The organism is Kordiimonas sp. (assembly GCF_965216265.1).
Classification (GTDB): domain Bacteria; phylum Pseudomonadota; class Alphaproteobacteria; order Sphingomonadales; family Kordiimonadaceae; genus Kordiimonas.
This window is the reverse complement of sequence record NZ_OZ244153.1, coordinates 1,156,933-1,183,145: the sequence shown is the minus strand read 5'-3', so window position 1 is coordinate 1,183,145 and position 26,213 is coordinate 1,156,933. Positions and strand designations below refer to the sequence as shown.

At 52.8% G+C, this 26,213-nt stretch carries 24 protein-coding genes; 13 read left to right on the top strand and 11 right to left on the bottom strand.

All coding sequences use genetic code 11. The annotated features are described in order from the left end of the window. Positions 1–14: 14 nt before the first annotated feature. Positions 15–698 (top strand): hypothetical protein, encoded by a 684-nt coding sequence (locus ACOOGA_RS05525; RefSeq protein WP_420429882.1) that lies wholly within the window; start codon positions 15–17, stop codon positions 696–698. A 465-nt stretch (positions 699–1,163) separates the two neighbouring features. Here the strand turns inward: ACOOGA_RS05525 and ACOOGA_RS05520 are convergent, their stop codons facing one another. After that, the gene (locus ACOOGA_RS05520; RefSeq protein ID WP_420429881.1) at positions 1,164–1,490 is read right to left on the bottom strand and encodes a nuclear transport factor 2 family protein; all 327 of its coding nucleotides are present in this window, start codon (positions 1,488–1,490) and stop codon (positions 1,164–1,166) included. A 115-nt stretch (positions 1,491–1,605) separates the two neighbouring features. Here ACOOGA_RS05520 and ACOOGA_RS05515 point away from each other — a divergent pair, with 115 nt between their 5' ends. Both ACOOGA_RS05515 and ACOOGA_RS05510 read left to right on the top strand, forming a co-directional pair. Continuing rightward, positions 1,606–1,980 (top strand): winged helix-turn-helix transcriptional regulator, encoded by a 375-nt coding sequence (locus ACOOGA_RS05515; RefSeq protein WP_420429880.1) that lies wholly within the window; start codon positions 1,606–1,608, stop codon positions 1,978–1,980. A gap of 118 nt (positions 1,981–2,098) precedes the next feature. Further along, positions 2,099–4,198 carry a TonB-dependent siderophore receptor gene (locus tag ACOOGA_RS05510; RefSeq protein ID WP_420429879.1) on the top strand — a complete coding sequence of 700 codons (2,100 nt, stop codon included), beginning with the start codon at positions 2,099–2,101 and terminating at the stop codon, positions 4,196–4,198. Positions 4,199–4,294: 96 nt separating this feature from the next. Here the strand turns inward: ACOOGA_RS05510 and ACOOGA_RS05505 are convergent, their stop codons facing one another. From ACOOGA_RS05505 to ACOOGA_RS05490, 4 genes are all read right to left on the bottom strand, one after another. Beyond that, complete coding sequence (locus tag ACOOGA_RS05505) at positions 4,295–5,407, bottom strand: zinc-binding dehydrogenase (RefSeq protein WP_420429878.1); 1,113 nt, start codon at positions 5,405–5,407, stop codon at positions 4,295–4,297. 295 nt (positions 5,408–5,702) lie between these two features. Then, the gene (locus tag ACOOGA_RS05500) at positions 5,703–6,158 is read right to left on the bottom strand and encodes an SF0329 family protein (RefSeq protein ID WP_420429877.1); all 456 of its coding nucleotides are present in this window, start codon (positions 6,156–6,158) and stop codon (positions 5,703–5,705) included. Between the two features lie 3 nt (positions 6,159–6,161). Continuing rightward, positions 6,162–6,782 (bottom strand): peptide chain release factor H, encoded by a 621-nt coding sequence (gene prfH / locus ACOOGA_RS05495; protein ID WP_420429876.1) that lies wholly within the window; start codon positions 6,780–6,782, stop codon positions 6,162–6,164. Next, positions 6,782–7,945 carry an RNA ligase RtcB family protein gene (locus ACOOGA_RS05490; protein WP_420429875.1) on the bottom strand — a complete coding sequence of 388 codons (1,164 nt, stop codon included), beginning with the start codon at positions 7,943–7,945 and terminating at the stop codon, positions 6,782–6,784. The genes prfH and ACOOGA_RS05490 overlap by 1 nt, the downstream gene beginning before the upstream one ends. Positions 7,946–8,422: 477 nt before the next feature. Between ACOOGA_RS05490 and ACOOGA_RS05485 the strand changes: the two genes are divergently transcribed. Beyond that, positions 8,423–9,025 carry a hypothetical protein gene (locus ACOOGA_RS05485; RefSeq protein WP_420429874.1) on the top strand — a complete coding sequence of 201 codons (603 nt, stop codon included), beginning with the start codon at positions 8,423–8,425 and terminating at the stop codon, positions 9,023–9,025. A 13-nt stretch (positions 9,026–9,038) separates the two neighbouring features. Then, on the top strand, positions 9,039–10,562 hold the full coding sequence (locus tag ACOOGA_RS05480) for a PepSY-associated TM helix domain-containing protein (protein ID WP_420429873.1): 1,524 nt from the start codon (positions 9,039–9,041) through the stop codon (positions 10,560–10,562). A 156-nt stretch (positions 10,563–10,718) separates the two neighbouring features. Here ACOOGA_RS05480 and ACOOGA_RS05475 read toward each other — a convergent pair whose 3' ends face one another. After that, positions 10,719–11,486, bottom strand: coding sequence for a DUF1295 domain-containing protein (locus tag ACOOGA_RS05475; protein ID WP_420429872.1), 768 nt, complete (start codon positions 11,484–11,486; stop codon positions 10,719–10,721). Positions 11,487–11,562: 76 nt separating this feature from the next. Between ACOOGA_RS05475 and ACOOGA_RS05470 the strand changes: the two genes are divergently transcribed. The 6 genes from ACOOGA_RS05470 (at position 11,563) to ACOOGA_RS05445 (ending at position 19,211) form a co-directional block, all read left to right on the top strand. Continuing rightward, positions 11,563–12,123, top strand: coding sequence for a hypothetical protein (locus ACOOGA_RS05470; RefSeq protein WP_420429871.1), 561 nt, complete (start codon positions 11,563–11,565; stop codon positions 12,121–12,123). Positions 12,124–12,207: 84 nt separating this feature from the next. After that, positions 12,208–12,681, top strand: coding sequence for a hypothetical protein (locus ACOOGA_RS05465; RefSeq protein ID WP_420429870.1), 474 nt, complete (start codon positions 12,208–12,210; stop codon positions 12,679–12,681). A gap of 169 nt (positions 12,682–12,850) precedes the next feature. Then, positions 12,851–15,955 (top strand): efflux RND transporter permease subunit, encoded by a 3,105-nt coding sequence (locus tag ACOOGA_RS05460; RefSeq protein WP_417460652.1) that lies wholly within the window; start codon positions 12,851–12,853, stop codon positions 15,953–15,955. Positions 15,956–15,990: 35 nt separating this feature from the next. Beyond that, complete coding sequence (locus ACOOGA_RS05455; protein WP_420429869.1) at positions 15,991–17,091, top strand: efflux RND transporter periplasmic adaptor subunit; 1,101 nt, start codon at positions 15,991–15,993, stop codon at positions 17,089–17,091. 28 nt (positions 17,092–17,119) lie between these two features. Further along, positions 17,120–18,361, top strand: coding sequence for a sensor histidine kinase (locus tag ACOOGA_RS05450; protein ID WP_420429868.1), 1,242 nt, complete (start codon positions 17,120–17,122; stop codon positions 18,359–18,361). A 37-nt stretch (positions 18,362–18,398) separates the two neighbouring features. Then, positions 18,399–19,211, top strand: a complete 813-nt coding sequence (locus tag ACOOGA_RS05445) for a LytR/AlgR family response regulator transcription factor (protein WP_420429867.1) — start codon at positions 18,399–18,401, stop codon at positions 19,209–19,211. Between the two features lie 113 nt (positions 19,212–19,324). Here ACOOGA_RS05445 and ACOOGA_RS05440 read toward each other — a convergent pair whose 3' ends face one another. Then, a complete protein-coding gene (locus ACOOGA_RS05440; RefSeq protein WP_420429866.1) occupies positions 19,325–19,891 on the bottom strand; it encodes a glycosyltransferase family 2 protein in 567 nt (188 codons plus the stop codon). A gap of 303 nt (positions 19,892–20,194) precedes the next feature. Here ACOOGA_RS05440 and ACOOGA_RS05435 point away from each other — a divergent pair, with 303 nt between their 5' ends. Both ACOOGA_RS05435 and ACOOGA_RS05430 read left to right on the top strand, forming a co-directional pair. Further along, positions 20,195–21,148, top strand: coding sequence for a UDP-glucuronic acid decarboxylase family protein (locus ACOOGA_RS05435; protein WP_420429865.1), 954 nt, complete (start codon positions 20,195–20,197; stop codon positions 21,146–21,148). A gap of 84 nt (positions 21,149–21,232) precedes the next feature. Next, positions 21,233–22,057: a hypothetical protein gene (locus tag ACOOGA_RS05430; protein ID WP_417460646.1), complete on the top strand. Its 825-nt coding sequence runs from the start codon at positions 21,233–21,235 to the stop codon at positions 22,055–22,057. Between the two features lie 49 nt (positions 22,058–22,106). On the opposite strand, the gene ACOOGA_RS05425 is transcribed toward ACOOGA_RS05430, so the two are convergent. The 4 genes from ACOOGA_RS05425 to ACOOGA_RS05410 all read right to left on the bottom strand — a co-directional run bounded on the left by ACOOGA_RS05425 (position 22,107) and on the right by ACOOGA_RS05410 (position 26,113). Continuing rightward, the gene (locus ACOOGA_RS05425) at positions 22,107–22,790 is read right to left on the bottom strand and encodes a class I SAM-dependent methyltransferase (RefSeq protein WP_420429864.1); all 684 of its coding nucleotides are present in this window, start codon (positions 22,788–22,790) and stop codon (positions 22,107–22,109) included. Between the two features lie 328 nt (positions 22,791–23,118). After that, a complete protein-coding gene (locus ACOOGA_RS05420; RefSeq protein ID WP_420429863.1) occupies positions 23,119–24,369 on the bottom strand; it encodes a glycosyltransferase in 1,251 nt (416 codons plus the stop codon). An 81-nt stretch (positions 24,370–24,450) separates the two neighbouring features. Further along, the gene (locus ACOOGA_RS05415) at positions 24,451–25,188 is read right to left on the bottom strand and encodes a TylF/MycF/NovP-related O-methyltransferase (RefSeq protein ID WP_420429862.1); all 738 of its coding nucleotides are present in this window, start codon (positions 25,186–25,188) and stop codon (positions 24,451–24,453) included. A gap of 19 nt (positions 25,189–25,207) precedes the next feature. Then, on the bottom strand, positions 25,208–26,113 hold the full coding sequence (locus tag ACOOGA_RS05410) for an FkbM family methyltransferase (protein ID WP_417460642.1): 906 nt from the start codon (positions 26,111–26,113) through the stop codon (positions 25,208–25,210). Positions 26,114–26,213: the final 100 nt, after the last annotated feature.

Below are 26,213 nucleotides of genomic sequence, written 5' to 3'. Positions count from 1 at the left end.
TGGAGGGCTAGACCATGACAAAAAACACCTTGAGCCAAATCACTTCGCGCACGCTTGCTGTTGCTGGGTGTTTTCTAACGCTCGGTTTCGCACTGCCTGCCCACGCAGATGTTGATGTGCAGTTTGAAGGTTATGTCGCGGATAAGATGAACCGCATCACGGCCATTGACCGTAATCGCGAAGATGTTTTCCGTAACTATCGCACCGAAGGCAGCCGGGGCCAGGTCGACCCACGCGACAAGCTCAATGTCAGTTATTTCGCCGGTACTGAATGGGGCAATGAGCGCGTTTTCCCCAGCTATGATGATTATAATGTGCCAGACCTTATCAAGGAAATGATGGTGCGCGGCATCAAGGAAGCGGATCCGGACTTCAATGGCACTGTTCAGGTGACGATTGACAAATTGCGGATCAAGGACTTCTCGCTTGCGGTGATTTCTTCATCCACAACACAGATGTCAGGCACCGTGAAAGTGTTGGATGTTGCCGGTAACGTCACGTCAGAACATGATATCTGGTCCGGTATTGTGCCGGAGTATAGCGCGTCCAACAGATACAAGGGCCGAAACTACGCTTATGTTGGTAGTGCCGTGGCAACCCGGGTGGGGCCAATCGCCGCTGAATTTACGGAAAAAGCGCTGGAGACCCTGTATCCAGAATATGACGCACCGGGCCTCGTTATTGTGTCCAGCCGCTGACCTGCGCAGCAATCTTTCTACACTATGGCAAAAAGGCCGCTGCTCAGATGAGCGGCGGCCTTTTCTTTGGGAAGGGCCTTTTGGGAAGGGTAAGAATTGAAAAGTAGGGGCGGGTAGTTTCTTCTCGGTAGGGCCAATGATGAAACCACCCGCCAGAATGGCGCCGCTGTCAGGACCGGCACCTCACCGCGCCGAGGCATCCAACACAAGCGCGGTGTGCTCATGGTATGACATGATTGCAATTAATAATCAATCGCAAAATAAGCAAAGGTGAGATTTTTATGTCCGGGTCGAACATGGGCGGGAATAGCTGGGCGGTTGCCTGAGAGCTAGTGGCACACGTTCAGGGCTCACAGCGGCCTCGTGGTGGGCTGCGGTCGGCTTGCTTGGGGGCTTCTGCGCGAGAGGCCGTGAAGCCCCTCGTTCTATCGCATTCCCCCTCCCAAAAAGTGTGCCGGTGGCCGCTTATGCAACCTGAAAGCGGGAAATCAGCCCATCCTTGAATTCAAGTTGATACGTCAGCACTGCGGGGCTGCCGGGGAAGGTGCCTTCCACGCGCATGCGGGCCATAAGCGTTTCCCCTTGCCACTGATAATCAAGCGGGGTGTTGGTGGTTTTATACCGCGCCGTCACATCCTCTTTCCAGGCAAGTATCTCCGGTCGTCCTCTGAATGTTTTGCCTTCATCCAGCACTATAGCATCTGCACTGAAGCAGGCTGACAGGGTCTGAGGGTCATGGGCGTTGGTTGCCGCAACATAGCGGCCCAGAATAGCAGGAACGTCTTTCATCATGGGGCTCCTTATCTCCAAAGGTTGAGCCCGGCCGGGACTATAATTGTGCGCACCACCAATATGGGATAAACCGTCAGAAGCGACAAGAACCGACAAAAAAGTGGGATACTTACCTATGGGTAAGAATAGGACTTATACGCCGAAAACAGCAGCCGACGGAGTAGAGGCCGCGCTCAAGCTTATAGATGGGCGGTGGAAACTCTCTATCCTGTTTCAACTTTTCGGTGGCAAAACGCTGCGATTCTCTGAGCTGGAAAGAGCGATCGACGGCATCTCCCAGAAGATGTTGATCCAGCAACTTCGCCAGCTTGAGCAGGACGGCATCGTGCACCGCACCGTTTATCCCGAGGTGCCGCCCAAGGTGGAGTATGAGTTGACGGACTGGGGCCAACAACTCTGTCCTGCGCTGGATGCTATTTTGACATGGGCCGAGCAGCGCCCGGAGGGGTCGGAACCAAACTCCACCAGGAAAACCACTGAAACAAGCTGACCCCGGCTGCACCTGCGTTTGCGGGTGTGATATTTCGGTTTATTGATATTGACATTGCGAAGCATTATTAATAACGTCCGCGCCATTCAAGTTTGGCTCAGATTTCAGGGGTTCCCCAATGTCCGTATTTTCTCGCGTATATTCCTCGCGCCCACAGGTTCGCAACTTCCTTTTGTCCGGTTTGGCGGTGTCTGCGCTTGCCATGAATGTTTCAGCGCTTGAGCTGAGCGACGAGGAAAAAGAAAACATTGAAGAGATTATCGTTGAAGGTGAGTTGAGCCGCTACTCCGCCACCAAAATGGCGACCCCGATCTTTGAGACCGCTCGTTCGATCTCGATCGAGGACCAGCAGCAACTGCTTGATAAAGGCGTGCTTGAGCTTGCAGACGCTTACGTCTACGCGCCCGGCGTCTATGGCCAGAGCTACGGCTTTGCCACCCGCGGTGACTGGGTGAAGGTGCGCGGCCTGAATGTGGCGGAATACCGCGACAGCCTGCAGGCGCTTTTCGGCAATTATAACAACACCCGCAGCCATGTTTACACGCTCGAGCAGGTGGAAATTCTCAAAGGGCCGTCGTCTGTGCTTTATGGCCAAGGCTCGCCCGGTGGGCTTGTGAACGTGGTTTCCAAACGCCCGCGGGATGAAGCTTACCGCGAAGTGGTGGCCGAGTATGGCAACTTTAACCGCAAGCAGATCGCCGCTGACCTCACCGGCCCGCTGGATGACGCAGGTAAATTTCTCTACCGCATGATTGCGGTTTACCGGGACGCTGATACGCAGATCGACCATGTTGAGGACGACGCGCTGGTGTTTGCGCCGTCCATCACATGGCGGCCAAGCATGAGCACCAACATCACCATCCTTGGTAACTATCAGGATTATAACGGTCAGGCGGCGGCGCAGTTCCTGCCGCATGAAGGCACCATCTTCCCAGCCCCCAACGGGCAATATATGGACCCGAATGTTTTCCTCGGCGAGCCTGAGTTTGACCGCTACGACACCAAAACCAAGTCCATCACGCTGTTGGCTGACCATAATTTCAGCGCAAGCTGGGGCATGGAAGCCACGGCGCGTTACACCAAGGGGGAGGCTGACTACCGCCAGTCATGGCCGTCGTTCATTGGCGGCAACCGCTATATCGACGATGAAGGCAATGTGCTGCGCACCTTCTATCAGTCAGACGCGGCAAGTGACCAATATGCGGCAGATGTGCGCGTGCGCGGTGAGTTCACCACAGGCGGGCTTGAGCATAACCTGCTGGTGGGGGTCGACTATCAGGACGTAACGACAGATAACGACTATTATTACCCGTTCGCGCTGCCGGGTTTTGGCATCAATGTGTTCAACCCCGTATACGGCAATGTGCCAACCGTGGCTGAGCTGGGGCCATACTATGATAACCCCGAAACCAGGAACGAGCAGGTTGGTTTCTCGATTCAGGATCAGGTTCGTGTGGGGCGCCTGCTTGTGACTCTGGGCCTTCGGGGCGACAAGGTGAAAAGCGATACCGGCACCGCCACGCAGGATGATGAGGAACTGAGCACATCGGTTGGCTTCATGTATCAGTTGCCGGGCGGTTTTTCGCCTTATGCCAGTTTCTCCGAATCGTTCGAGCCTGTTGTGGGCACGAAGTTTGATGGCAGCGCCTATGACCCGCAAAAAGGCAAACAGGTTGAGGTGGGGATCAAATACCAGCCCGAAGGCACCAATGCGCTGATCACCGTCAGCTATTTTGATATCGACCAAAGCAACCTCGTAACCGCTGACCCTGACCATCCGGGTTTTTCCGTGCAGGAAGGCAACGTGACCATCAAGGGGTTCGAGTTTGAAGCCCTCGGTAGCGTGGGTGATTTCACGCTTGAGGGCAACTATAGCCACCTGGATACGGAAACGTCTGACGGCTTCCGGCTTGACAGCATCCCGGCGCATCAGGCCTCAAGCTGGGTGACATGGCGCCCAAGCGATGTGATGCTGGGCTTTAAAGCGGGTTTTGGTGTGCGCTACGTAGGCGCAAGCTGGGACGGCGCAGACAACATCAAAACACCGTCTTACACGCTGGCGGATGCCATGGTCGGCTATGAGACAGACCGGTTTGACCTGTCGCTCAACGTGCATAACCTGACCGACAAACAATATATCGCCACCTGTATTGCGCGCGGTGACTGTTTCATCGGTAAGGACCGCACCGTTGTGGCGCGCCTCGCGGTGAAATTCTAGGGTATAGAGCGTTGGGGGCAGGGCCATCACCCTGCCTCATGGTCCTGCTTTATGGCCCTGCCTCATGATCCTATCTTGGGCGCGCAAACGCCCCGGTTATGACCAGGGCGTCACCAGATATTTCTCACCCGTCCGCATCGCGCGGTAGTCCGTCACCGCTTCTTTTGTGAGCATTTCTTCAAGGTTCACGCGTTTTTTGTAGCTGCTCGCAAACGTGGTGGTGAGGTTTTCAAGCACCCGCTGGCGCATGCGTGCCGCCACTTCCATACCCACCGACTGCAGGAACGGGAACAACAGCCAGCCAGAGAGTGTCCAGCCGAAACCGTAACTCGGCGTCAGCATCGTCGGGCTCACATCCAGCCGGCCATAGATGAACATGCGCTTCTGTTGGTTGGAGCCATAGCGTGAATATTCAGTCATTTTTGTAACCGCAACCTGCTCCATCGCCTTGAAGGCGGTATCAACCGCCTTGCCGCCGCCAATGGGGTCAAAACCATAAAACGCATCGGTGTCGTCAATCGCGGTGCGGAGCTGTTTCATGAAGTCATCATCCGATGAGTTCACCACATGGGTAGAGCCAAGCTTTTGAAGCAAGCCGACCTGCGCATCCTTGCGCACAATGTTCACGAGCGCGAGGCCGTCTTCCTTGCAAATCCGCGTCAGCATCTGCCCGAGGTTGGAGGCCCCCACCGTGTGCAAAATGGCACCTTGTTTGTCCATCTTGGCGTTCTCGGCAAAACCAAGCGCGGTCATCGGGTTCACGAACGCGCTCGCGCCGTCCTCCGCCGTGTGGTCACCCAGCGGCAGGCACATTTTGGCATCCACAATGCAGTATTGGCTGTAGGCATTGCCGGGCACGCACGCCACCCGCTGGCCCATCAGCGCCTTGGCCATGTCCCCGTCGCCGGTGGCAACCACAGTGCCAGCCCCTTCATTCCCCGCCGGGAGCTTGAGGCCATGCCGCGCTTTTGAGCCGGTGTTAAAGGGCTCAGGCATGGTGGCCACAAACTTGCCGGTGGAATAGTCGGCATTCTCAAGGTCCGCAGCGCTCGTGAGGATCGCAAGGTCGGAAGGGTTAATCGGCGCCGCTTCCATCTTCACCAGCACCTGATTGCCGCTGGGGTCCGGGAAGGTCACGTCTTCAATCGCGACGGTGAGCGTGCCGTCACTTTCAAGCGTGGTGAAAAGTTGTTTGCCCGTTGTGCTCATACCCTTGTCTCCTTCTCACGAATGCGGTTTATGCGCTGCCCGCCAGCCGGGGCCGCCACATATGTTTGTTATTAGGTCATGTAGCGCGGTTGCGCCAAAGGCAAGGTGGTGGTGGGCAGATTGGTGATGACCTACCTAAATTGCCCTGAACCAAGGAGACAGCATATCTCTAAGCCCGCTTCCGGCTAGAAGCGGCCTAGTTTGGATATAGGCGGATGCATGTTTGCATGAGGATCACTGAGCACTTACTCATCAAAGCAGGACCCATTACAAATCATACACTCCGCCTTTTCACTTAGTTCATGCGGACTTCCAATAATTTTCTCGCAAGTGGATGGAGATCGATGTCACAGGCTTGCTTGAGGCGTCGCTTCCCCAGTCGTTTATCCATTACTGCCAAGCTCTGGATCAGTGGGTCCTCATCGTCTAGTGCTTCATCTATGCTCAGGTCATGGATGAATTCCCAGCATGACTGGTAGACACGTTGACGAGAGATTTCACCGTATTCTACTGGCTGGCCTTGGTACCTTTTTATCTGCTCATCTGTCAGTGGTAATGGGCCTTCCGCCCTCCATGACATTCGATTACCCGAGGCACGAGTACAGAAGTTGGCTACCACCTCACCATCCAGAGTGAACCAAGCATGGCCACAAGAACAGTTGCCGTAGGCCGTGCTATGAAGTGCGACACGACCTTTGAATGCGTCCGCAAAACGCGCTTCAATGAGCTTTTTTAGTTTTGACCAACGCATAAGTCACCTCCGCTTGAACTTCGGTCCGACATACGTACGGACTTCGTTGCCACGTTCCAGTTCATGGTTCTGCAGCCACATAGCTTCTTTGGCATCCGCAGCCTGACTAGCCTGTCTTTCTGCAAAGATCATTGCAAGTTTCAACAGAGCTAGTCTCTTGTTGGCATGTTGTGACCGTTCCTCTTTCGCCACGACAGACACACCAGAAGGCCTGTGAGTGGCCCTGACGGCACTATCTGTTGTGTTGACATGTTGACCACCGGGTCCTGAGGCTTTCATGGTCTGATAATCCACGTCTTGAGGATTGAGAGTCGGCACATCAGCAATTGAAGGTGCTTTCTTTACCGATACAAACCAGTTCTTCCGCTTGTGGTTCGCCCGGTAAGGGCTTTCGCCAATCCATTTGATAGAGCCTATACGACTCTGCGCAAACGTATCGACCCCCTTGCCTTGTACTTTGAGTAGAAGTGACGGGGAGTGAGGAGATGGCTCCCCTTCCCACATCAAATCGGCGGCTAGACCTTCCGCCTTGGCCTCCTTAACAAATTGCTTTGCGAGGTTCACGACCACCCATTCACATTCACGCGGACCAGATCCGGCGGAAACATGTAAGTAAACTTCCATTACCGCCTCCTGGTCTTGTATGTAATAAGTGGACGCATGGCAGCCACAGGCTCAATCAATCCGGCATTGGAGAGATCACTAATCACCTCTTCGATGTCTTTATAGGCCTCTGGTGCTTCTTCGAAGATCAGTGCATTGTCTTCACAGATCACACGACCTCCAAGCTTGGTCTTGGCCAGCTCAGAAATGCTGTAACGCTTTGAAAGTTTTGCCTTTACGTCGGTACGTTTCCATTTACGTCCTGCACCATGTGCCAGTGACCAGAGCGCAGCTTCTGTTTTCTCGGCCTTTGGCATAACCACATAGGTGATTGCCCCACGAGAGCCGGGGATAACCACTGCCCCATTGTCGCTTGGCGCAGCACCCTTGCGGTGAAGCCATAAACCATTCTTTGGTGTCACGCTGTTGTGGCAGATGTCCAGCAGGCATTTACCGTCGGCGTTCAGCTGCTCCATAAAACGTCGTGCGATAACCTTCCGGTTTACCTCAGCCCACGAAACAGCTTTGTCATGGCATTCAATGTAGGAATCAAAAGCATCAGTTTTCGCCCTGAGGCCCTGAGCCTTATATCTATCCACATGCCTACGCAGGATGGCTTCACCCAGACCGCGAGAACCACTATGCACCAAAAGATGCACAGACTTGGCATCAACGCCGATCTGCTCGGCAACTTCAGCATTGAAGATTGTCTCGACCGCTTGGAACTCCGCGAAGTGATTACCACCACCAATAGTGCCTAACGAATGCCCTGCATCCTCAGATGATAGGCCTGCCGCATCCAGCAAATCACTTACGTCGCCGTCATAAACCTCTTCAAAACCTGTCAGTTTCTTTACCGTCTTATCAAGTTTGAACTTGTGAACAGCAATATCGGTTCGCCACAGTCCCATTCCGCAGCCAATGTCATTCCCCACCAAGTGAGGATAGAGGACGCCTTCAGCCAGAAACGAGGCTCCCACCGGGATACCTATACCTGGATGCAGGTCAGGGTGACCCACTGCCCGAGTGATGCCCGGTAGTCGTGCAGTCTCTTGAAGCTGGCGAATAGCTTCGCCTTCAATCCAGCTTTGATCTGATGCAATAATGTTTATTGAGTTTTGACCTGTGCAACATGCACAGTCAGTTGTTAGCTGAGAACTCTCAGCTTCATAGGAATTGCCCATGATTTTTCTTCCTGATTCAGAAAGTTAATAGGTAGTGTCGAAATGTCAGCTGAATTCATCTTTTGCATTGTGACCCTCCTTATTCTGATCAGTTGATGGGCAAAATCGATGCCGGGTGTATAAGCTTGTGATTTTCAGAACACAAGCCCTGACATTTGCTTACTCTCTCGCAAAGGGAAGTTGTCTATTCATAATTGTAAAATTACAACAGTCATAAATCCACAGCGGTAAGCGTGGCAGTGGGCACCACTGCCAGCGTCCGTAAATTATGGATTCCTGCCTTGGGAATATCCGCTTTGGGCGGGAACAGACCTTTGACGTTCATCTCTACCTGCCGCACAGAATCTACCTCTCCCCTCTTTGTGATATTGACATTGCAAATCATTCTTAATAGCTTGCCCGCAACTTGATACTCAGGCGGGTTATGGGCGTATGCGCCCCGTGGCCCGGCGTGCGCGCACAAACAGAGGGGTCGCGATGCCAGAATTATCCTATTTGATGGTGCTTGCTGCCGTGGTGCTGACATTGGCTGGCACTCTTGTGTTGCGGCAGGCCTGGAAGAAAAAAGGCGCGCGCGACATGCGCCTTGTGGCCACCGGCTGGGCGTTGATTGCCTTTTCCTTCGTGCCGTGGGTTAGCACCAGCACGCCAGATTGGGGCAGCGCGGTGGCGCTTTGTGCGCTGATGACGGTTGGGCTGGGTGCTATTGCCTATGCGGCATGGAAGCAGCCTGAAAGCCGCAAGGCCCAAAAAGCGCGCACTAAAGAGCGCGCGGTGCGGGGCCAGTCAGACGGCGTTAAACGCCCGCTGGACCTGAAGGCAGGCATGCGGCGCACGCTCACGTTTCTGCTGGCGGGGCCAATTGCGGGGGTGGCGTCGCTTTACCTCACGCTGTTTCTTTATGGTGTGCTGCAGCAAAGCAACCCACAGGGGCAGGTGTTTGCGGCGCTGTTTGCTTTTCCGCTGTTCTGGGCGGTGCTGTCTGTGTTTGCAACCTATGACATGCCAGCCCTGCGCCGGGGCGGTATTGTGTGCCTGAGCGGCGTTTTGGGTGTTGTTGGCACCTATCTGGTATCCTGAGGAGAAGATGGCCATGGCATCCGATAGTCAAACACAATCACCGGCATCAGCAGGCGTAAAAGCAAACGGCCAGAAGGGCTTTGTAGCGCAAATGCTTTCAGGCCATTCGGCCGTTGGCCTCGCCGTTGGGGCCTTGATGTATATCATCTGTATCTCCGGCACGCTGATGGTGTTTCATGAAGAGTTCCAGCGCTGGGAACAGCCGAACGCCACCGAGTTTGCCGTGGGCGGGGCTGAGCCTGCGGCAGTGGCACGCGCGGCAGATGCTGCGCTTGCGCGGGTTGGGGAAACCCCGCACCATTTTTATGTGGGTTTGCCAACCGAGGGCTTGCCGCGCCTGAGCGTGGCCTATGACGACAACCACGGCTGGTTCGCGGACGCGGACGGTAACCTGGGCGAAGAAGTGCATCACCCGTGGTCAGAATTCCTTGAAGGTTTGCACTATTACCTGCACCTGCCGAACACGCTGGGCCTGACGGTGGTGGGCATATTGGGCGCGATGCTGGTGGGGCTCGTGATCTCCGGCGTGCTGGCGCACCCGAAAATCTTCCGTGATGCCTTTGCCATGCGACTGAGGGGCAACAAACAGCTGGCGGAAGCGGACCTTCATAACCGGCTGAGCGTGTGGGGTGCGCCGTTTCACTTTGTGGTGGCCGTAACCGGCGCGGCCATTGGCTTGGCCTCTGTGCTCTCATACATCGCGGCAGATACCTATCTGGAAGGTGACTTTGAAGCTTTTTATGAGCCTGTTTTTGGCTCTGACCCCGCGGAAGATGAGACACCCGCGCCGGTGGCCAATATCGCGGCGGCGCTCACCAACCTGAAGGCCGAGGCGGAAGGCGTGGTGCCGTGGTATGTGATGATGCACGACCCGGGCACCAAAGGGCAGGGCGCTATCATCCTGGCCGAACACCCCGGCCGCCTGATTTATGGTGAGAATTATTATTTTGATGAGGCTGGCACTATCACCGGCAAGCTTGGCCATTCAGACGGCCCTGTGGGCCAGCAGATTATCGCCAGCGCTTACACCGTGCACTTTGGCTCCTTTGGCGGGCTGCCGGTGAAGCTTATCTATGGTGTGCTCGGGCTTGCGATCTCCATCGTTTCCGCGACCGGGGTGAATATCTGGTTGATCAAACGGCGGGAGAAGGGGCGCCCGGCGCCGAAGCTTGAGCTGGCGTGGGCGGCCACCATTTGGGGCACGCCGCTTGCGCTTGGCTGTTCCTTCATCGCGGCGGTCTCGGGCATGGTGGATGACGCTTTGATCACGGCCATTTTTTGGCTGGTGCTTTTGGGGCTTATCAGCCTTTCCCTGCTCGCCACTGACCGGGCTGCCTTCTCGCGGGGCCTGCGCATGGGCGCGGGCGGGTTGATTGTGCTTGGCGTTGCCCTCAAGTGGGGTGCCTATTGGGGCGAGGTGACATCACCGGCGGCGGTGTGGGTGAATGTGGCGTTTCTGATGACGGCGGCGATTTTCATCTGGCAGGGGTGGCCGAAGGGGCGGGTGCGAAAATTGGTGCCTTCAGCGGCTGAGTAAGACGGTGGGCAAGAGCTGGGTGAGGGGAGCGAGCTAGTGTGGCGGGTTACGCCACACTTTACGCCACACATGCGCCACACATTTCCGGTTTTCGCCCCGGATTCCGCCACAGATTCCGCCACACATGCCACACTTTCGCGGTATTCAGATACCTTTTCAGCTCTTTTTGGGTGGTTTGGGGAAGAAGGCGGGCGTGCTTTCCATATAGGCTTCATAGCCCGGGCGGCGCTTTTTCAAACTGCGTTCCAGCATGGGTACGCCGGACCATTTCATCAATATAAAGCTCATGAGAATCGGTGCGAAAATCAGCGTAAGGTCATGACCTATAAGCCATAATCCCCACCAGACGCAGGCGTCACCAAAATAATTCGGGTGCCGGGTCCAGGCCCAGAGGCCGGTTGTCAGCACCTTTCCTTCATTTGCGGGGTCGGCCTTGAAACGCACCAGCTGATGGTCGCCAACAGCTTCAAAAAACAGGCCGATCGCCCATACTAGAATTCCTGAAAGAGACCATAAATCAAGGGCTTGCGGTGCTTGCGCCAGCAGGCCGATCACCGGTGCGATGATGATGAGAATCAGCGTACCCTGCAGGAAAAACACGATACCAAGCGAATAGAGGTGCCTGCTCAAGCCCTCGCGCTTGCCGATAATTTTGACGTAGCGATAATCTTCACCGTGCGCCAGATACCGTTTAAGAAGATGGTAAGAAAGCCTTACACCCCAAAGGCTTAGAAGTGCCAGTACCACTGCCTGCGCGGAACCGATATGCGGCAAACCGTGGGCGGCGGCAAGGCTCGTGATAATGAACCCGGTGCCCCAAAAAGCGTCAATAAAACTCACGTGACCCCGAAAAATACTGATAATCCAAAGGGTTAATATTGAAATCCCAAGCGCGAGCGCGCCGTCCATATATAATGCCTGCATTTGATGTTCTCCACTTCCCTCCTTGTACGAACTAGGGGAAAACTGGATTGTGTCACTCAAATATTTTCGAGAAAATTTGGCGGAAAGCCGTTTGCCGGGCTATATGGGGCAGGAAAGGATCACCATGGCTGAACAGGCGACAATTATTGATTTCCTTGGCGCGAGCCTGCGTGGGCTTGAGGCATCCGGGCGTCCGCTCCTGACCCCGAGAGAACAGGATGTGGCGGACGAAATCGCCAGTTCGCTCGATCATGCGCTTGAAACCATGGTGTCGGAACTGGAGGCCGTGGCGTCATGCCAGCAAGAGGAAGACGACACACCGGAGGAAGAACTGCCACCTTTTGAAGCATTTTGCGTTGGCTTGAAAAAGATTGGAGACACTCTAATTCCGCATTTGGTTGAAGAATTTCGGATTCTTTGCCACAAGAAGGGCGCACCGGTTCGGCCCTTTGGCTGGATCATCAGAGCGCGCTCGGATGCTTTTGTGGCCTATTTGCTGCAGGTTGCGCAGGTTCATGGGCTTGCTTTTGATGACAGCCTTGAGCGTGTTGGCAAGAACGAACAGATCGTACTCGCACACTTGGGAGCCGACCTGCGCATGTTGATGCAGCGGGAGCTAGACAAGCTGGAACGCTGAACGAAAGTTGAAAAGTCGTTCAGCAATCGTTCAGTCTCGTCGCAGTAGGTTTAGGGGGTAATTGAGCAAGCCGTGAGAACAAGAATGAAACAAACAGCTTTGTGGCCAACTCTACTTGTAGCGATGATCGCCTTTGGCGGTACGACGAGTGCCGACGACGAAAAGATGACCCGGTCCGAGAAGCGGATGGCCAGGATCATGGAAGATTATAAGCCGACAGGTAAGGTGAAACACTGTGTTCCGCTTCGTTTCCTGCGCGATTCTACCATTGTTGATGACCAGACGATTTTCTTCAAGAGCGTAGGCAAGCGTGCCTATATGAACCGCCTGCCGCATAAATGCTCACGCCTGTTTGCTGAAGAACGCTTCATGTACTCCACCTCCATCTCCTCACTATGCAAGATGGAGATTATCACGGTGCTGGATAGTTTCGGGCGCCAGTGGGGCAGCTGTGGTCTCGGCGAATTTGAGGAAATGGAAAAGCTTTCCAAGGCTGAGAAGGCTGAAATAGCCGCTCAAAAAGCTGAAGAAAAACAGCCGGGCGCCGAGTCAAATTAGGAGAAAATTCCGCCTACAGCCATTCGGTTAGAGGCGGCTCTTCCCTTCAAGAGTGGCATTTTATCGCAGCCGTCCTGCGTTTTGTCGCATTCATGTTCCGCTAAAGCTGGAATGGGTTCATACCGCGTTTTGTAACTATATTACAAAGCGACGCGAGGAAACCCAACCCATGAAACTCACAGAGCAGAGCCTGAAGAATCCGGCCGCTGTCATGGTATTAGCAGCCATGGCAATTGTGCTGGGCGTGGTCATGTTGACCAAGCTGCCAGTGCAACTTTTCCCAGCTATTGAGCGGCCCCAACTGGCCGTGCAAACCTTCTGGCGTTCCGCCAGCCCTTCCGAAATTGAATCAGAAATCGTTGAACCAATCGAGGAAGTGATGCAGGGCATCCCCGGCATGGAAGAGATGCGGACATTCTCTAACCCAAGCTTCGGTTTTGTCTCGATGGAGTTTGCGCTTGAGACCGATATGGACCATGCGCTCATTGAGGTGATCAGCCGGCTGAACCGCCTGCCGCCGCTTCCCGCCGATGCCGACCGCCCGCAGGTTTTGATGAATGGGGGTGATCCGTCAGGCGAAACACTCATCTATCTGTTCACCCAGTTTCAGGAGGGCAGCAGCCTTGCGCAGGATGAGTATGTAACCTTCATTGAAGACGAGGTCGTACCCCAAATCGAATCCGTTCAAGGCGTGTCGCGGGTGTCTGTTGAGGCCGGTAGTGGCTTTGGTGAACAGTTGCAGATCGAGTTTGATGCAGTGCGCGCCGCTGAACTTGGTATCAGCATCAACTCCATCGCACGGGTTATCGGCCGTACGGTTGATAGCTCAGGTGGCTATCTTGAAGTTGGTCGCCGCCGCTACCTGCTGAACTTCCAGGGTCGTTATGATCCCTCCGAGCTAAGCGAGCAAATCCTCGATTGGCGTAACGGCAAGCCGGTAACGCTTGGCGATATCGCTACTGTGCGTGTCGCGCCGCCAGACGCCACCCAGGTTGTGTACCAAAACGGTAACCCTGCGGTAGGTATGCGTATTGTGCGCAATAGTGGCGCCAATGTGCTCGCAACCATCGACCGTCTGACGGAAAAGCTGGACGAGTTGAACGCTGGTATGCTGGCGGAACGTGGCATTTCGATCCAAAAGTCTTTTGACCCATCAGTCTTTATCAAACGCGCCATCAACCTTCTCAGCACCAACCTTCTTGTGGGTGTGCTGCTGGCTGTCGGTGTGCTTTGGTGGTTCCTGCGCCAGATCAGAGCGACACTTCTGATAGCGCTCACCATTCCCGTCTGCCTGTTGACGACGATCATTGTGCTCGCGCTCTTTGGTCGAACGGTGAATGTTATTTCGCTTGCAGGTCTCGCGTTTGCCACCGGCATGGTACTTGATGCCGCCATTGTGGTGCTGGAGAATATCGTACGACTGCGAGAGCGCGGTGAAAAGGCCACGATGGCGTCGCTCATTGGGGCCTCACAGGTCTGGGGCGCGCTGCTGGCATCAACCGCGACCACGGTTGCGATCTTTGTGCCCATACTTTTCCTGAAGGATGTTGAAGGCCAGCTGTTTGCAGATCTTGCCCTCACCATTGCAATCGGGGTTGGTGTGTCGCTGGTCGTTGCCGTAACCATCCTGCCTGTTGCAGCCGAGCATTGGCTAAAGAAGCTTCCGTCTAATGAAGATGCAGGCAAGCGTGGCCGCGCATTCGCAGCTAAGCTAATGTGGTTGACCGGCTCACCCCTGCGCCGGGTCGCACTCATTGGTGGCCTGATGTCCGGTGCCGTGCTCCTCAGTTACACCATGCTACCAAACCTCAACTACCTGCCACCTGTGAAACGGGATGCGGTGGACGCCTTTATGATGTTCCCGTCCGGCGCCAATGTTGAGACGATTGAAAATGAGATTGTTAAGCCGATCGTTGAACGCCTTGAGCCCTACATGAAAGGCGAAAAGGAACCGGCGCTTCGGAACTATTACATCATCACCTTCCCGAACGGGGCGGCGGGTACGCTGGGTATTCGCGCGAAAGACCAATCGCAGGTGCAGGAGTTGCAGCGCCTTGTGAATGAAGAGATATTGGTTGGCTTCCCGGATGTGTTTGCCTTTGGCCAGCAGGGTAACCTGTTTGGTGGTTTTGGCGGCAATGGCTCGGTGCAGATGCACATTCAGTCACGTGATCTGGACGGTTTGCGTGATGTGATCTCAACCGCTATGCAGCTGGTGCAGGAACACCTGCCGGGTGCACGTGCACAGCCTAACCCTGATCCCAATGTTATCTCGCCTGAGCTGAAAATTCGCCCCAACGATCGCCGCCTGGCAGAGGTTGGTTTTACCCGCAACGAAGTGGCTAACATCGTGCGCGCGCTGGGTGACGGCTTGTGGCTTGGGGAACACTTTGATGGTGAACGCCGGGTGGACATGATCCTGAAGTCGCAAGATTGGGCCGAACCTGAGATGCTGGAAAGCGTGCCGGTTGCGACTCCGCGTGGCGGTACCGTCGTTCTGGGTGACCTTGTTCAGATTGAGCGCGGTGTTGGCCCAACCTTTGTACAGCGGGTTGACCGCAAACGTACGGTAACGCTTAACATCAACCAGCCGGACGACATGGCGCTTGAAGACATGGTCGCCATTTTGAAAGAGAAGGTGGAACCACAACTCAAGCCGATGATGCCAGCGGATGGTCTGATCTCATATGGCGGCAGCGCTGATGCGCTTGACCGCGCCGTGGGCTCACTTTCCGTGAACTTCATTCTGGCACTTGGGCTGTTGTTCATGATCCTTGCGGCGCTCTTCCGCTCCCCACGGGATGCAATGTTTGTGGTCATTACCATTCCGCTTGCGACAGTTGGCGGCGTGCTTGCACTCCAGATTCTCAATCTGGTTTCCTTTGCACCGCTTGACCTGCTTACCATGATTGGTTTCATCATCCTGCTTGGTTTGGTGGTAAACAACGCCATCTTGCTTGTTGCGCAAACCCGTGCAGGGGAGGCCGAGGGGCTGACGCGGGATGAAGCTGTGGAGCGGGCACTTGCGCTTCGTATGCGGCCCATCTTCATGAGCACGCTCACGTCCATAATGGGTATGTTGCCGCTTGTTCTGTTCCCCGGTGCAGGGAGCGAAATCTACCGCGGCATGGCGGCGTGTATCGTTGGCGGCATGTCGGTTTCCACAATCTTTACCTTGGTGTTGCTGCCGTCGCTTCTGCGGTTCAAGGAGGCTGGCCTGATAGCCGCCGCCTTTGCCCGGTTGCGTCGCCGCCGCCTGCACCCAGCTGAATAATATATAAAAAGCGAGGAAGTATCATGTTTTCAAAAATGTCTGATAAGGGCTTGCGCCCACGAGGATTGGTAAAATCGGCACTGGTTGGCCTGGCGCTTGGGGTGGGTGTAATGCCTGCCCAGGCCCAGCAGCAGGAACAGCCACCAGCGCTTGTTGAAATAGCTGAGGCAAACGCGGAGATGATGGCGCCCCAAGCTTATATGCCGGGCACTGTCATCAGCCGTAACGATAGCCGCATTTCCGCCGAGATCGCGGGCCGTGTGGTTTGGGTGGCACCGGAAGGTACTTTCCTCAAGGAAGGCGAGGTGGTTGCCGAGATTGACGACCGCAACCCCAGACTTGCTCTGGCGCGCAGCAAAAGCCAGATCAAACGACTTGAAGCCCGTATCAGCTACCTGAGGTCTGATCTCCAACGGGTGCGGGAGCTTGCGGCCAACAATAATGTGCCACCCAGCCGCCTTGAAGAAGCGGAAAGCACGCTGTTGATGACCGAAGAAGAGCTTTCGCAGGCCCGTGTTGCGGCAGAGCAGGCGGAAGTTGACCTAGACCGAACGAAAGTGCGTGCACCATTCCCCGGAAGGGTGGTGGAGCGGCTGGCGCAGGCTGGTGAATATTCCTCCCCCGGTCGCCAGATCGCGCGCCTTGTAGACACCGAACATCTTGAAGTTAGTGCACAGGCACCTGTTACACTTTCACGCATGCTGGCTGATGGTCAGTCTGTCGTTCTGAAACGGGACACCGAGGTCATTGACACCAATATTCGGGCCATTGTGCCGGTGGGTGATGCCCTGAGCCGTACAATGGAAATTCGGGTCACGGTGCCGTCTGGTGGTCACTACGTTGTTGGTGGTGCCGTGCAGATTGGTGTGCCAGCAAGTGCGCCAAAGCAGGTGGTTTCCGTGCCGCGTGATGCGCTGGTGCTGAGGAATGACGGCACCTATGTTTTCCGCGTGAAGGAAGATAATACCGCTGAGCGCATGCTGGTAACAACCGGTGCTGCAACCGGAGGCCGTGTGGCGATCGTGGGCGGTATTGAAAGTGGTGACCGTGTTGTTGTGCGGGGTGGCGAGCGTTTGAGGCCTGGCCAAGCTGTACAACTCCGTGATGGTGAGACCCAAACGGCGAGCAGCCGTTAGGTTGCGGTAATGCTGTTTCGAGTATTTGATGGCGAAAGAGACCAAAAACACTGTTGGCGATAGCCGCGTCCCGGCCCATAATGCCCGCGCGCAGGAGGCTTCTTTTGAAGTTCCCGCGCGCGGTTTTCTTGATGGCGACCTTGCGGGTGCTAAAGAAAACCGTGTCGGTGTTGGGGTAACTCGGGGGAATCTGTCGCCTATGGACAGTCTTTTTGGCGATAAAGAGCGCACGTTCTGGATATTCCAGATTGGCGGTTGGACAGGGTATTGTCTGCTCCGTACGTTTCAGGCCATCACCAGTGGTCAGGATCTTTATCATTACACTTGGGTGATTATTGCGGCGGCGCTCGTGGGTTTTGCCATGACCAGCGTTATGCGGAACCTATACCGCATGGTGCGTGAATGGGCGCTGCACTGGTTGCTTTTGTGTGTGATTTTTGTCTGTGGTGCTTGTGGCTTGATATTCTCGTCCATCGAGCTTTATATCGCGCCGTTTCTGATGCCGGGCTGGGTACCGTTTACGGGGCTTGAGCTATTCGGGAATGCGATGTTTGAATCGACGGCGCTTTTTGCGTGGTCCGCGCTCTATTTTGGGTATCACTATTACCAGAGCATGCAGGAACAGCAGGAGCAGGTGCTGAAAGCAACCGCCATGGCGCACCAGGCGCAGCTCAAGATGCTGCGCTACCAACTGAATCCGCATTTTCTTTTCAATACGTTGAATGCGATTTCGACCCTCGTGCTCGAGAAGGCAGAAACAGATGCCAACCAGATGCTGACAAAGCTTTCGAGCTTTTTGAGGTTCACGCTGGTCAACCAACCTACACAGCGCATCAGTCTTGATCAGGAGCTTTATGCGCTCGGGCTTTATCTTGATATTGAGAATGTGCGTTTTGGTGACCGGCTGAAGGTCGATTTTAATATCTCGGAAGCCGCAAGTGCTGCACTTATTCCGAGCCTGCTTTTGCAGCCGCTTATCGAGAATGCCATCAAATATGCCATTGCACCATCCATTGAAGGCGGCACCATTCGCGTAAATGCGGACGTGAGCGACGGCAAGCTCATTGTGATTTTGGAAGATGATGGGCCCGGTCTTGAGGATCTTGAAAACATCGTCAGCCAATCCGGTTCAGGTGTTGGTATTGTAAATACCAAAGAACGCTTGCTGCAGATTTACGGCCCTAATCACCGGTTTGTATTGACCAATCTGGAGCCAAGCGGGCTTGGCATTCGCGTTGAAATACCTTGCGAACGAGAAAAACGCCCGTAAGCTTTTGCTGGGCAGAAAGACTACAGGACTGAATTTTATGGCCAAAATTCGTACACTACTTGTTGATGATGAACCGCTTGCTGTGCGGGGGCTGAGCATTCGCCTGCAGCCGTTTAGCGATGTGGAAATCATCGGTTCCTGCTCCAACGGTCGTGAAGCAGTGAAGTCGATCAAGGAATTGAAGCCTGATCTCGTGTTTCTCGATATCCAGATGCCGGGCTTTGATGGTTTTTCTGTTCTGCGCTCGCTTGTTGGCGAGGCGGAGATTCCGCTGGTGGTTTTTGTTACAGCCTATGACCAATATGCACTTGAGGCGTTTGAGGCCCACGCGCTTGATTACCTGCTTAAACCTGTTGAGGAAGAGCGGCTGGCAGAGGCCATGGCCCGCGTGCGCGAGCATATGACACAGCGTATTGCCATTGAGCAGAACGCCCGGCTGGTGGCATTGATTGAAAAAATGCAGGACCCACCGGTTGAGGCGCTGACGGCGCTGCTCGAAAAACCGCTCGACAGTAAAGACACCCGTTTCGACCCACATTTGCGCATCAAGGACCGCGGCCATATCACCATTGTTGACGTGGCGGACGTAGATTTCATTGATGCGGCAGGCGACTATATGTGCATCCATGTGGGGGATAAAACTCATATCCTGCGGGAGACCATGAAAACCATGGAGCGGCGGTTGGACCCCAAGATTTTCCAGCGCGTACACCGGTCTACCATCGTGAACCTCGACAAGGTGCGTGAGGTCAAACCGCACTCAAACGGCGAATGTTTCCTGACGCTGGAAAACGGCTCTGAACTGAAAGTCAGCCGGTCCTACAAGGATGTGGTTGGGCGTTTCCTATAATGACCGGTGGTTCAGGATAGGTGGAGAGCTTATCTCGACGAGGTAGGTATTATATTAAGGGTGCTTGAGAATTTCTAAGATAACGGCCAACAATAGACATTACGTGTAGAATTTCAAGGAGCAGGTGGGTCGCCTTTCGTGCGCTGAATATAATAGGTGCGAAGATTCGTGGTATCTCGGCCAATGCCTGAGCTGTTTTTCCTGATGAAGTCGATGAAACGCCAATCCTGACCGTAGTCGGCGTCCTGAGGTGGTGCTTTCTGGGCAATACTGGTGCGGGCAATAATCTCTGCGTGCCCGACCTTACTAAGCGCAAGTTGTGGATGCCGGAGCTTCTGGCCTTTGATGACCGTCTCAAAAAGAACCAGGTCGAATTCGCCGTTTTTTACGGGCCTGTAATAATTCTCAAAGTGCATCGGGCTGATACGGTCGTCGTTGTCGAGAAAAATCATATAGCTCTTTGTGGCCATCGCGATGCCGCGATTGCGGGCCTCATAGCCATAGCCGCCATAATTTTTATCGAGGTTGATCGTGCGAATGGTATTTCCGCGTTCCTCTGCCTCCCTGCGGGCATTCCGGAATTCAGGATCTTCCAAAAGTTCGATAAAATCGGGGCAGCAATCTCCAACCAGGATCAACTCCCATCCATCTACGGTTTGGTTCAGGATATCCCTCATCATACGGCGTGTTGAGAGGGGTCGGCCAAAGCAGGTCATAATCGCAGATAAATCAATGAACACTGTTATAAACCTCAATTAGGGTGTTGTTTAAACACTTAATATGTTGTTCTTATGCATGCGGCAAGGGCAGAGACTAGGAAATCAATCAATCGCGACATATAACAGCAACTCTATGAGCGATAACAGCACGTTGGTTCGCGATGGTGCTTGGAAGCTATGGAATAAGTATTGATTTATGTTTGGCTCAGCTTCAGGGCACAGAGATGGCATGCGTTGAAGACTGGGAAACAATCGGGGCAATAAATGAGTGGAATAGAGTGTAAACGAGTGTTGGTTACTGGAGGTGCGGGGTTTCTTGGCTCTCATCTGTGCGAGCGGCTTTTAAACGACGGTCATGATGTTCTCTGCGTGGATAACTATTACACCGGCTCTAAGCAAAATGTGCAGCACCTGTTCGAGCATCCGCTTTTTGAGTTAATGCGCCATGATGTAACTTTCCCGCTCCATGTCGAAGTGGACGAAATTTACAATCTGGCTTGCCCTGCTTCGCCAATTCATTATCAGCGCGACCCGGTCCAGACGACGAAGACAAGCGTGCATGGTGCGATCAATATGTTGGGTCTCGCAAAACGCCTTAAGGCCAAGATTTTACAAGCCTCAACAAGTGAGGTTTATGGCGATCCTGAAATGCATCCACAGCCCGAAACATACTGGGGCAGTGTGAACCCGGTGGGTGTTCGGTCCTGCTATGATGAAGGTAAGCGGTGTGCGGAAACACTCTTCTTCGATTATTATCGGCAGCATAACCTACAGATCAAAGTTGCTAGAATTTTCAACACCTATGGCCCGCGTATGGCGATTGATGACGGTAGGGTTGTTTCAAATTTTATTGTTCAGGCCCTCAGGGGCAAGGACATAACGGTCTATGGCGAAGGACAACAGACGCGCTCGTTTTGTTATGTGGATGACCTAGTGGATGGCTTGGTACGTTTGATGGGGCGGGGGCCGGAGTTCACGGGACCAGTAAATATCGGCAACAATTCGGAAATGACGGTGCGGGAGTTGGCGGAAAAGGTTATCGATTTTGTCGGCTCACCTTCCAAACTGATCTTTCGGCCTTTGCCGGAAGATGATCCGATGCAGCGTCAACCAGACCTTACCCTTGCGAACAAAGAACTGGGTTGGCGACCATCAACAAGTCTGGATATTGGGTTGCGTAAAACAATCGACTATTTTGAAGAAGTGTTAAAAGGCTGATGAGTTCGGGATAGTTTGGTTTTCGCCCGCATAGCCTGGACACAATTTATGTCATCTAACATCATTTAATTTTAGAGAGTTTTCATGCTTCCCCCAAAATTAGCAATTGCGGTCACTTTTCACTATGTCGAGGCGCGACTGCAGTATTTGAACATTATTTCTGATCATTTTTCGAGCCTCGCCGATGAGGTGAAGGTGGTGATAGTTACAAACACCAGCGACGAAGATGAGTTACAGAGAATTCACGATACAGTTGGGGGTAAGGGATTCGAATATTCATTTTTCACGCCTTATGGCTTGGGGCACCCCTACTTGCTGGCTTGGTCTCACCTTTATGTGTTTCGCCGGTGGTTTGATGATCAGTCAATTTCGCATTTCATGTATTTGGAAGACGATATTTTGTTAACCAAAGCGAATATCGAATACTGGACGGCTGCTAGGGAAGTATTGCGACAATACAACGTTGTTCCGTCTTTTCTTCGGGTGGAGAAAAAAGATGGCGATGACCGCTGGTATAGTAGTGACTGTTTAAAAGCTCATGATATCAACGAGCTGCCACGAATCAATTTTCAAAGTCAGAGAATGTTTGTAAATTTACCGAGGTTGTATCAGGGCATGTACTTGCTGGACAGACCTCTGATGGCGGAGCATTTGGCTGGCCCGACTTCGATACCTGAGCATAGCCCTTGGGGAATTCGGGAAAAAGCAGCCGCAGGCATTACATTTTGCAACGTACAAAAAGGTATGTATTCTCGTAATTTTATACCATTCGTTGTTCATACCCAAAAAATTGACACTGTTTGTTTCATTCATCATACACCTAACAACTATGCCAACGATCCCAATCAAGAAACCGAGCTGGGCAAGATGCTTGCGGATGATGTCCTTTATATCAAAGGCATCCAGTAGTCGAAGGTATGGCCGTAAGGCTAACCCGGTGTGTTCGTGCGGTTGTGGTTTATTGTTGTGCAGGTTTCCGGGTCCTGAAGAGGTATTGATAGGTTGACCAATCTCTTTTTTGGTCCGCGCTAACCTGATCCGGAGATTTGTCGAGCAGCTTGGCTAGCGTGGCTACAGCCTGCTGGGTTTTCTTTTCATTCACGATAATGCTGTTGCACGTCTCGACTGTTAGTTCAGCGCCTGTCAATAACTCGATAAAGGTAGAGCGGGTAAAAAAGCGCAGATGTGTCCTATCGAGCAAGCCCTGATCCTGGTACCGAAAGTTACCGTTAACAAGCGCGTAGATCATGCTCCAATGCGACACATTGGGTATGCAAATGCAGACTGTACCTCCCGGTTTTAAATATTCCAGGTGAGTTTGCAGAGCTTTCCACGGGTCGACAAAGTGCTCAATGACGTCGCCATATATCATTAGGTCGAATGAATTTCGCTCAAAGCCAGAGGCCAGCAGGTCTACCGTTTCAGCATTTCCGGTTAAGACCATATCAAAGTGTTGACGAGCTTCGTTCGCGGCGACATCAAAAAGTTCAACGCCGACACTATAGGTCTCCGGAAATCTCTCCCTGTAAGCGCCCATGAAGAGCCCGGAGCTGCAGCCAAACTCCAATACACGCTCGGCTTCAGGGCATATATTCAGAAGGTGGCGATTGATGTTGTTATAGAAAACTTTCTCTTCTGACATCTGTATTAACCAATCGCCTGCTTGAACTTAGGTTGGGGTGGAGCTTTGTATTTGAGTGACCAACCACCCTTTTGACGGGTTGTGAGCTATCGTCGGTTTCGATCAAACTATAATGCAAACGTCTCGTTGCACAACCCTATGTACAGCCGTGTCGATGTGTTGACGACCTGGAAGAGCGGAATTTGCAATCGTCAGCGCGGGTCTAATCCTAGTGCCAACGACAACATGTGGCGGGCCATAAACAGGACGCTGCTGTATGAGCTAGGGAGGAAACCAAGGGGCGCTTAAAACGACCATCGAGACGCATGATTAACATGGCTCAGTCAGTTTATGGAGCGCGGGTGTCTGTCAGGGAATCATAAAGTGCCTTGATTTGGGTCAGGTGCTCTTTGGCGCTCATCACTTTAGTAGCGCGCGCTGTGTTCTGCATGTTCCGCAACTTTTCGCGATCGTTGTGTAGATCCATCAAGATGTCATGTATCCGCCCGAGACTATATGGAGACACGACAAAGCCGTTCTTGCCGTGTTGAACGCGTTCGCCTGGGGCGCCAAGGTTTGTGACGATGGGTACGATACCTGCAGACCAAGCCTCGCTGAGGGCTATCATATAGCTTTCTGGCGCTATGGTCAGGTGCAGTGAAACGTCATGTTCGCTCATGAGTTTGATGGCGTCTTCCGGTACATAACCTCCAACGAATTTGGTGTTTGGTAACTCCACCTCTTTCAACAGGTTTTCAATACGGTCTTCATGCACAGGGCCCAATACAGTGAAGCGGATTGGCAAATGTGTCATACCAGCCATCAGGCGTATGGTGGGTACGGCCCCTTTGAAGGTCGTGAAGGTGCCTGGAATTACTACACGCAGCTCCTCTGTGTCGTTACGGGTGCTTACCTGGCCCTTGGGGGCGCCGTGAGGCATCATCATTTCTATTATATGAGTTCCGCCTATGGGCGCGTCTGGATAGATGCTCATCATGGCATCACGGGAGAAGGCAGTATTAAAAACAATGGCGTTAAAGGCTTGTAGTATGGTTGCAACTGAATTGCGTCGTTTTGTCTGTGATCCCGGGGCGGCCTTGTGTGTGATTTGCAGGCAAAAGTCGCACTGGCTGACGGGCTCTTCAAGAGTATTACAATACCGGGCGTTGTAGTCGAGCAGGACATACTTTTGACAGATCAGGTAATGGTCATGCCAAGTAAAGACGCAGGGTACGTCTTGCTCGCGGCAAACCTGCGGCAATAATAGTGGTAGGCCCAGCAGGTGCTGGAAATGTACGATATCGACCTTGAAACGTTGGAGCAGTTCACGAAACAGCCGTGCGCCTTCAGCATTGCGAGCACGACCGCCAGTCTTAACGTGTTCGAGAGGCTGATCTATAACCCTCGCCCCGCGATATACCAAGCGCCAGTGAGGTTTGCCATCAATTAGGGTCGGATAGAGCATGGAGGCGTAATAGCCCGATATTTTTTTCAGTTGTTCTTGGTATACTTCGATGCCGCCGCCCTTGAATTCACCCGCAACGTTGTGGGTGACAATCAGAAGGTGTTTTCTACCGTTATGGATGGGAGCTTGGGACATAATATTATCGGGTTTTCCTAGTTTCAGCTTGAGCTCAAAGTGCCTCGTCCTCGAGGCGGATAATGTGGTTGTTTCAGTAGATTAATTTAGCTTGATAGCAAGGCGTACATCCTCGTTTATTCGTATAAGAAGGGGAGCGTTGACCTCTAAGAAATACTCGTCTACGGCTTTTCTAGCTCCTGCCCAATGGCCATAGTCATCAATGATCAGCACCCCACCTTTTGAAAGTTTGGGGTACAGGTTTTCCAACTCGCATTTGGTGGATTCATACCAATCAGTATCCAGCCGTAAGATGGATATATTTTTAGGCTGTTTTTTAGGGATGGTTTTAAGCACATCCCCCTTGATCAAATTCACTGGAAACTGGAAGTTTTGCTGCCTGAAGGTCTGAGTGACATCTTCTACAGAAGCATAACACCATCCATTTTCATCGCTGAATTTTTCCATCATGGAGTGGGCGGATGTACCGTTTTTATCGACATCATGCTTGGTCGGTTCAGTCATGCCTTGAAATGTGTCATATAGGTAGAGAGATCTGTTGGTTACGCCCCGCTTTTTCAGAATTAAACCCGCTAGAAGCGAGCTGCCACCACGCCAAACACCACATTCAACAAAGTCCCCTGAAATGTTCTGGTCGAGTACGTAGTTCATTGCACTATACAAGGCAAACATGGCAGACTTTGCCGTCATGCTATAGGGGCGAGCTGCGTTAAAAATCTGGGAAAAAAGTGGATCATTGTCGATATCAGGTATGGGATGATCAACCAGTAGGGCGCTTTGTTTCGTAGAATATCGTATTTTGCGTGCTGTTGGCTTCATCTGTTTATCTCGTCAATAATTATGCCCGGAAAAAACTAGAGAGAAAATGTGCCCATTGAAGGTCAACCTGCGTGAGTACATGTGATTGCACATAATATTGGTCAGGTAGTTCGGAGAGATCCGGTCGGTTATAGGTTTTGGCGTCCACGCCGGCGAGATGCTGAAGAAAGCCGAATTTTTCAACCATATTGTCTGGTATCGCAAGGATGTTGGTCTCGGTGTTTCCTGCGAATATGTCTTGCGAGTTTTTGCGGATATTAAACTTGGGAAAGGCCTTGGTAACTGACCAGAAACACTTATAGCCGAGGCGAAGCAAAGTGTCTTGAATGACCAAAAAGTTGTTTTCCGAGTTCTGTTCAAAGAACAGTATTGGTTGTAGTCGCTTGAGTGTGTTGTTAGCACCTTCAAATACGTCTTTTTCCATGCCCTCAACATCAATCTTAATAAGCGCGCACTTATTAAGCTCCAGGTCATCAATGCTAAGCTGTAGTAGGGGGGTAACGGGAGCATTCGTTTCCTCTTCGCCCAGAAAACTCGTGGCTCCCAGATTTTGCTGATTCAGTTGGAAATTGGGGGAGCGTACAATTTTTGAAGAACTGCTTACTAGGGCTTTATAGAGCGTGAGGTTGTCGAGGTTATTCATTTGTTGGTTGAGCGTCAGAATCTCATAGTTGGTGTCGACGGGTTCGAACGAGATTACTGTGCCCGTTTCCCCTACTTTTCGAGAGAAGAAAACCGAGTGAAAGCCGATATTTGCGCCAATATCCAGAACACAATTCCCCGGCTCTATAATGCTATTAAGAACAGCAATTTCTCCAGGTGCCCATTCGCCATATACCTTTAGTGACTGGCCAATACATTGGTCCCTTCTATCGTGGATCATGTTGCCAAAGCGGGTAGGGTAACAGGCAAGGTTTTTTTTCATTGTGACCCTTTCTAGGTACAGCTTCTAAGTATCGGTTCTATGTGAACATACCGTAGTAAGATGTCAAATATCAGACTTACCAATGAGCAATGTTAGGAGA

Coding starts and splice junctions, on each gene's coding strand:
- ACOOGA_RS05525 (WP_420429882.1), top strand. CDS start 15: ATGACAAAAAACACCTTGAGCCAAATCACTTCGCGCACGCTTGCTGTT.
- ACOOGA_RS05520 (WP_420429881.1), bottom strand. CDS start 1,490: ATGATGAAAGACGTTCCTGCTATTCTGGGCCGCTATGTTGCGGCAACC.
- ACOOGA_RS05515 (WP_420429880.1), top strand. CDS start 1,606: ATGGGTAAGAATAGGACTTATACGCCGAAAACAGCAGCCGACGGAGTA.
- ACOOGA_RS05510 (WP_420429879.1), top strand. CDS start 2,099: ATGTCCGTATTTTCTCGCGTATATTCCTCGCGCCCACAGGTTCGCAAC.
- ACOOGA_RS05505 (WP_420429878.1), bottom strand. CDS start 5,407: ATGAGCACAACGGGCAAACAACTTTTCACCACGCTTGAAAGTGACGGC.
- ACOOGA_RS05500 (WP_420429877.1), bottom strand. CDS start 6,158: ATGCGTTGGTCAAAACTAAAAAAGCTCATTGAAGCGCGTTTTGCGGAC.
- prfH (WP_420429876.1), bottom strand. CDS start 6,782: ATGGAAGTTTACTTACATGTTTCCGCCGGATCTGGTCCGCGTGAATGT.
- ACOOGA_RS05490 (WP_420429875.1), bottom strand. CDS start 7,945: ATGGGCAATTCCTATGAAGCTGAGAGTTCTCAGCTAACAACTGACTGT.
- ACOOGA_RS05485 (WP_420429874.1), top strand. CDS start 8,423: ATGCCAGAATTATCCTATTTGATGGTGCTTGCTGCCGTGGTGCTGACA.
- ACOOGA_RS05480 (WP_420429873.1), top strand. CDS start 9,039: ATGGCATCCGATAGTCAAACACAATCACCGGCATCAGCAGGCGTAAAA.
- ACOOGA_RS05475 (WP_420429872.1), bottom strand. CDS start 11,486: ATGCAGGCATTATATATGGACGGCGCGCTCGCGCTTGGGATTTCAATA.
- ACOOGA_RS05465 (WP_420429870.1), top strand. CDS start 12,208: ATGAAACAAACAGCTTTGTGGCCAACTCTACTTGTAGCGATGATCGCC.
- ACOOGA_RS05460 (WP_417460652.1), top strand. CDS start 12,851: ATGAAACTCACAGAGCAGAGCCTGAAGAATCCGGCCGCTGTCATGGTA.
- ACOOGA_RS05455 (WP_420429869.1), top strand. CDS start 15,991: ATGTCTGATAAGGGCTTGCGCCCACGAGGATTGGTAAAATCGGCACTG.
- ACOOGA_RS05450 (WP_420429868.1), top strand. CDS start 17,120: ATGGCGAAAGAGACCAAAAACACTGTTGGCGATAGCCGCGTCCCGGCC.
- ACOOGA_RS05445 (WP_420429867.1), top strand. CDS start 18,399: ATGGCCAAAATTCGTACACTACTTGTTGATGATGAACCGCTTGCTGTG.
- ACOOGA_RS05440 (WP_420429866.1), bottom strand. CDS start 19,891: ATGATGAGGGATATCCTGAACCAAACCGTAGATGGATGGGAGTTGATC.
- ACOOGA_RS05435 (WP_420429865.1), top strand. CDS start 20,195: ATGAGTGGAATAGAGTGTAAACGAGTGTTGGTTACTGGAGGTGCGGGG.
- ACOOGA_RS05430 (WP_417460646.1), top strand. CDS start 21,233: ATGCTTCCCCCAAAATTAGCAATTGCGGTCACTTTTCACTATGTCGAG.
- ACOOGA_RS05425 (WP_420429864.1), bottom strand. CDS start 22,790: ATGTCAGAAGAGAAAGTTTTCTATAACAACATCAATCGCCACCTTCTG.
- ACOOGA_RS05420 (WP_420429863.1), bottom strand. CDS start 24,369: ATGTCCCAAGCTCCCATCCATAACGGTAGAAAACACCTTCTGATTGTC.
- ACOOGA_RS05415 (WP_420429862.1), bottom strand. CDS start 25,188: ATGAAGCCAACAGCACGCAAAATACGATATTCTACGAAACAAAGCGCC.
- ACOOGA_RS05410 (WP_417460642.1), bottom strand. CDS start 26,113: ATGAAAAAAAACCTTGCCTGTTACCCTACCCGCTTTGGCAACATGATC.